This is a genomic window from Dietzia sp. Cai40, assembly GCF_014145165.1.
Lineage (GTDB): Bacteria > Actinomycetota > Actinomycetes > Mycobacteriales > Mycobacteriaceae > Dietzia > Dietzia natronolimnaea.
Window position 1 is genome coordinate 1 of record NZ_JAALEB010000092.1, and the last position, 4,312, is coordinate 4,312.

4 protein-coding genes and 1 pseudogene are annotated in these 4,312 nt (G+C 70.4%); 3 read left to right on the plus strand and 2 right to left on the minus strand.

The window, feature by feature from the left end; genetic code table 11:
• The 3 genes and pseudogenes from G6022_RS04525 to catC all read left to right on the plus strand — a co-directional run.
• Nucleotides 1-561, plus strand: a pseudogene (locus G6022_RS04525) (catechol 1,2-dioxygenase); the annotation flags it as partial.
• 108 nt (nt 562-669) lie between these two features.
• Nucleotides 670-1,791, plus strand: a complete 1,122-nt coding sequence (locus G6022_RS04530) for a muconate/chloromuconate family cycloisomerase (protein ID WP_179526202.1) — start codon at nt 670-672, stop codon at nt 1,789-1,791.
• Nucleotides 1,792-1,869: 78 nt separating this feature from the next.
• Nucleotides 1,870-2,154: a muconolactone Delta-isomerase gene (gene catC / locus G6022_RS04535; RefSeq protein WP_179524922.1), complete on the plus strand. Its 285-nt coding sequence runs from the start codon at nt 1,870-1,872 to the stop codon at nt 2,152-2,154.
• 131 nt (nt 2,155-2,285) lie between these two features.
• On the opposite strand, the gene G6022_RS04540 is transcribed toward catC, so the two are convergent.
• On the minus strand, nt 2,286-3,497 hold the full coding sequence (locus G6022_RS04540; protein ID WP_182640233.1) for an acetyl-CoA C-acetyltransferase: 1,212 nt from the start codon (nt 3,495-3,497) through the stop codon (nt 2,286-2,288).
• A gap of 59 nt (nt 3,498-3,556) precedes the next feature.
• Nucleotides 3,557-4,312, minus strand: a 756-nt coding sequence (locus tag G6022_RS04545) for an IclR family transcriptional regulator C-terminal domain-containing protein (RefSeq protein WP_182691063.1), incomplete at its 5' end; no start/stop codon positions are given.

Sequence of the window (4,312 nt, forward strand, 5' to 3'; positions counted from 1 at the left end):
GAGGGCCCGTACTACGTGCCGGACGCCCCGAACCTCGGCGCCAAGGGCACCATGCCGATGCGCAAGGACGAGAAGGGCACTCTTCTGGTGTTCAAGGGCCAGGTCCGTGACCTGGACGGCGCCGGCATCGAGGGCGCGACAGTCGAGCTCTGGCACGCCGACTCCGATGGCTACTACTCTCAGTTCGACGACGGCCTGGGTATCCCGGAGTGGAACCTGCGCGGCACCTTCTCCACCGACGCCGAGGGGGGCTTCGAGATCACCACGATCCAGCCCGCGCCGTACCAGATCCCGCACGACGGCCCGACCGGCGAGTTCATCGCCAGCTACGACGGCCACCCGTGGCGTCCGGCACACCTGCACCTCAAGGTGACGGCCCCGGGCAAGCGGCTCATCACCACCCAGCTGTACTTCCAGGGTGGCGAGTACGTCGAGGACGACGTCGCCGGAGCAGTCAAGCCCGAGCTCATCCTGAATCCCCGGCCGGGTGCCGACGGTACGGACGAGGTCACCTATGACTTCGTGCTCGATCCGGTCTCCGAGGCCCGCTACGTCGCCTGATCACCTCCTGTCCCGGAATCGTCGTCGCCCGCCCCGGTCGCCACGAGCGGCCGGGGCGCCGGTGATCCCACCCAGCCCACATCACGTCGAGGACCGAACATGACCGACATGACCGACATGACCATCCGATCCGTCGAGACACGCATCCTCGACGTTCCGCTCATCCGCCCCCACAGGTTCGCCACCACCACCGCGACCGAGCAGTCCATCCTCCTGGTGTCGGTGACCACGGCTGACGGCGTCGTCGGCTACGGCGAGGGCGTGACCCCGGGTGGCCCCTGGTGGGGCGGGGAGTCCGCCGAGACGATGCAGGTTCTCGTGGAGAAGTACCTCGCCCCCGTTGCCGTGGGTCGACGCGTGGACGAGGTGCCGGCGGTCCTCGAGGCGATGGAGGGTGTGGTGGCCCGGGGGCGCTTCGCCAAGGCCGCACTCGAGATCGCGATGTTCGACGCGTGGGCGCGCACTCTCGAGGTGCCGGTGCGGTCCCTCCTCGGGGGCGCCGTCCGCGACTCCATCGAGTGCACGTGGGCGCTGGGTGCCATGCCGCTCGAGGAGATGGTCGAGGAGATCGACGAGCTGCTCGCCGCCGACCGCCACCGCACCTTCAAGCTCAAGATGGGGGCCCTGGACCCGGCCGAGGACGTCGCGCGTATCGCCGCGCTCGCCGCGCGCCTCGACGGCCGGGCCGGCCTGCGGGTGGACATCAACGCCCGGTGGGACCGGTTCACCGCCAACGTGCACCTCCCGGCGTTGGTCGAGGCGGGCATCGAACTGATCGAGCAACCGACCCCGACCGAGCAGATCGAGGTGCTCGCCGAGCTCAACCGCGCGCTGCCCGTCCAGATCATGGCCGACGAATCAGTCCAGTCCCCGCACGATGCTCTCGAGGTGGTGCGCCGCGACGCCGCCGGGGTCATCGCCGTCAAGACCACCAAGCTCGGCGGACTGACCCGGAGCAAGGAGGTCGTGGCGATCGCGCGCGCGGCAGGGGTGGCCTGCCACGCAGCGACCTCGCTGGAGGGGCCCATCGGAACCATGGCGTCGCTGCACCTCGCGTGCGCCGAACCCGGGTTCAACCACGGCTCCGAACTGTTCGGCCCGCTGCTGTTGGCCGAGACGTACGTGAGCACGCCGATCAGGTACGAGGCCGGCCGGGTCCATCTCCCGGACGGTCCGGGCCTGGGCGTGGAGATCGACCACGACGCCGTCGAGAAGTTCACCCGTCGCTGACCGCACTGACCCGCCAGCCCGCCGACACCACTGACCCGCCGGCCCGCCGGCCACTGAGAAGTAGAGGAGACTACCGAGATGGCACTGTTCCACGTCCGCATGGACGTCAAGATCCCCCGTGACCTGGATCCGCAGGTACGCGAGGACACCGTCGCCCGCGAGAAGGCCTACAGCCAGGAGCTGCAGCGCTCCGGGACGTGGCGGGAGCTCTGGCGCATCGTCGGCCAGTACTCCAACATCAGCATCTTCGACGTCGAATCCGGCGACGAGCTGCACGAGCTGCTCTCGGGCCTGCCGCTGTTCCCGTACATGGATATCGAGGTCATGGCGCTGACGAGGCACCCGTCGCGCATCGACGACTGACGTCCCGGCCGACCGGGTTCGGACGGGTCTGCGGCCGACCCCTCCACGTCAAGATCATCGTCAAGAGCGTTCCGCACACATCCACTCGAGCGATGTGTGCGGAACGCTCTTGACGATGGACAAGGGGCCGGTCAGACGCGCTCGAAGACGGCGGCAAGACCCTGGCCGCCGCCGATACACATGGTCTCCAGGCCCCACTGGGCGTCGCGCCGGACCATCTCGTGCGAGAGGGTGGCGAGCATCCGGGCGCCGGTCGCGCCGACGGGGTGGCCGAGGGAGATCCCGGAGCCGTGGGGGTTGAGGCGCTCCGAGGCGGGGTCGATGTCCCACTCCCGCATGACGGACAGCGCCTGGGCGGCAAAGGCCTCGTTGAGCTCGATCACGTCGATGTCCGCCAGCGTCAAGCCGAGCCGGTCGAGCGCCCTGGCGGTGGCGGGGACCGGGCCGATCCCCATCGTCTCCGGGGCGACACCTGCCACGGCCCAGGACGCCAGGCGGACGAGCGGGGTCAGGCCGAGCGAGGCGGCCCGGTCCACCGTGGTGACCACACACATCGCGGCGCCGTCGTTCTGGCCCGAGGCATTGCCAGCGGTGACGGTGGCCTCGGGATCGGTCCGGCCCATGATCGCCCGGAGGCCCGATAGTGCCTCGACCGTGGTGTCGGCGCGGGGGTGTTCGTCGGTGTCGACGACGAGGTCCCCGCCCCTGCGCTGCGGCACGGCGACCGGGACGATCTCCTCGGCGAACACCCCGGACTCCTGGGCGGCCACCGCACGCTGGTGGGACTGCACTGCCAGCCGGTCCTGCTCCTCGCGGGTGATGCCGTACTCGCGGCGGAGGTTCTCGGCGGTCTCGATCATCCCGCCGTCGATCACGTGGGAGCGGCCACTGACCGTCGTGCGGGCGCGGCCGAGGCGGTCGATCAGCGAGACGCCGTCGCCTGTGATGCCCCAGCGGGGCGAGGGCGTGGCGTAGAACTCCACCTGGCTCATCGATTCGACTCCTCCGGCGACCACGAGGTCCACTCCGCCGGAGGCCACCTGCAGCGCGCCGGTGATCACCGCCTGGAGTCCGGAGCCACAGCGCCTGTCCAGTTGCATCCCGGGCACGTCGATGCCGAGCGGGGAGTCGAGGGCGGCGATCCGGCCGATGGCGGGACCCTCGCCGCCGGGCGAGCCCTGGCCCAGGATCACGTCGTCGACGTCCGCCCCGGTCAGGCCGGTGCGCTCGACGAGCGCGGTGAGCAGCGAGGTGGCCAGCGTGTTCGCGTCCAGATCGCGGAACACGCCGCCGAAGCGGCCGACCGGCGTGCGGAGGGGTTGGCAGATGACGACGTCGCGCATGGGTTCTCCTGGTGGTAGCCGAGGTGGTGAGTGTGGGGAGGGGTCTCAGTGGGAACAGGTCAACGAGTGACGGTCGACAGGTCCGCGGACAGTGCCCGGGCCGCGTCCACGACCACGGGGACGAGCTCGTGGCGGAGCTGGTCGATCGAATACCGGGCGGCGTGTGTGGAGACGTTGAGCGCGGCCACGACCCGCCCGTGACGGTCGCGCACCGGGGCGGCCAGAGATCTCAGGCCCGGTTCGAGCTCCTGGTCCACGAGCGCCCACCCGCGGTCGGCGACCGCCGCGAGTTCGGCGCGCAATCCGTCCGGGTCCGCGATCCCGTGCGGGGTGCGGACGCGCAGATCGGTTGCCGCCAGATGGGCTTCCAGCTCCTCCGCGGGCAGGGCCGCGAGCAGGACCCTGCCCATCGAGGTGGCGAAGGCGGGGAACCGGGTGCCGATGGTGATCCCGATGTTCATGATCCGGCGGACCTGGACACGTCCGACATAGACGATGTCGTGCCCGTCGAGGACGGCGATCGACGACGACTCGTCGAGCCGTGCGCTGAGCCGTTCGAGGTGCGGCTGGGCCAGATCCGTCAGCGGCATGGCCGAGAGGTAGCTATAACCCAGGTCGAGCACGCGGGGGGTGAGCCAGAAGGCCGACCCGGCGGTGTCCACGTAGCCGAGCTCGACGAGTGTGTGGAGGAACCGGCGCGCGGTCGCGCGGGTGAGTCCGGTGGTCCGGGCGACCTCGCTGAGGGTCTGTCGGGGGTGGTCGGCGTCGAATGCGGTGATGACGGCGAGGCCGCGGGCGAGCGACTGGACGAAGTC

What these genes read in the sequence shown, in the direction of transcription:
- G6022_RS04530 (WP_179526202.1), top strand. Translation starts at nt 670, where the DNA reads ATGACCGACATGACCATCCGATCCGTCGAGACACGCATCCTCGACGTT.
- catC (WP_179524922.1), top strand. Translation starts at nt 1,870, where the DNA reads ATGGCACTGTTCCACGTCCGCATGGACGTCAAGATCCCCCGTGACCTG.
- G6022_RS04540 (WP_182640233.1), bottom strand. Translation starts at nt 3,497, where the DNA reads ATGCGCGACGTCGTCATCTGCCAACCCCTCCGCACGCCGGTCGGCCGC.